Genomic DNA, 1,298 nt, shown 5'->3' with positions numbered 1-1,298 from the left:
TTAGAGTGTATTGCAGAGCAAATTTTAGCACTTGGCGATGATTTACTAACGCAAACAGCGCAAGAAACCAATTTACCTATGGCACGCTTACAAGGTGAGCGAATGCGCACGGTTAATCAGTTAAAAGCATTTGCCTGTGCACTGCGTGAAAACCCAGACTCACCACTAGGTTTAAAGCTGCTTGATGAAGCTGATAGTAATCGCTCGCCACTACCTAAACCTCGTACAGAGCTTAATTACTTACCTCTTGGGCCTGTAGCTGTATTTGGTGCGTCTAATTTTCCGTATGCATTTTCAACACTCGGGGGGGATACCGCCGCCGCACTTGCAGCAGGCTGCCCAGTGGTTGTTAAAAATCATACTGCGCATCCAGGCACTGGGGAGCTAATGGCCCGTGCAGCGCTTGCTGCGATTAAAGAATGTGATATGCCGCTAGGTGTATTTTCAATGCTGCAAAGTGATGTTTACGATATTTCGCATCAATTAGTCGCGGCGCCAGCTATTAAAGCTGTTGGTTTTACGGGGTCATTTAATGTCGCACGTTTACTACAAGAAACAATTGCCAAGCGTTCAGAGCCTATTCCGTTTTATGGCGAGCTCGGCAGTATAAACCCACAAATAGTTTTACCAAAAAAAGCTCAAAATGAAGGTAAAGCTATGGCTGAAGCGCTATGCCAATCAATGCTAATGGGTAATGGCCAATTTTGTACCAGTCCTGGCTTATGGCTGGTACCAACGGGCTGTGATGAATTAGAAGCCGAGGTAGCCAACTGCATTAGTGCAGCCGCCTCAGATACTTTATTAACCCCAGGTATTGTGAAGACCTTTAAAAAGCAAGTTAGCCAGCGCAGTGAGCTTGAAAACGTAGAGCTTATTGCAAAAGGCGCACTTACAGAAGACTTTCATGGTAACGCCCATGTATTTGCCTGTAATGTTGATACCTATTTAGCAACCCCTGCATTACGTGAAGAAGTATTTGGCCCAGCGGCTTTATTGGTTCGCTATGAAAGCATAGAGCAGTTAAGTTTACTAGTAGCAGCGCTTGAAGGGCAGCTTACGGCAAGTGTGCATGACAGCGCTGATGATTTAGCTAAAGCTGAACACGTTATAGAAGAGCTGAAATACAAAGTAGGGCGTTTAATACACAATCAAATGCCAACCGGCGTAGAAGTATGTGGCTCAATGAACCATGGTGGACCATTTCCAAGCTCCACAGATGTACGTAGCACTTCTGATGGGTTAATTGCAATGTTGAGCTTTTTGCGACGATTTTGCGTTCAGTCTGAGATAATTTTATC

1 protein-coding gene is annotated in these 1,298 nt (G+C 44.8%); it reads left to right on the top strand.

From position 1 onward, the window contains the following. A partial coding sequence (locus CWB80_RS16210) for an aldehyde dehydrogenase (NADP(+)) (RefSeq protein ID WP_138686286.1) occupies window positions 1–1,298 on the top strand: 1,298 nt, incomplete at both ends.

Origin of the sequence: Pseudoalteromonas sp. S1650, from assembly GCF_005887195.1 — a bacterium.
Lineage (GTDB): Bacteria > Pseudomonadota > Gammaproteobacteria > Enterobacterales > Alteromonadaceae > Pseudoalteromonas > Pseudoalteromonas simplex.
Note: the sequence above shows the minus strand (reverse complement) of the source record. Positions and strands in the feature narration are given on the sequence as shown.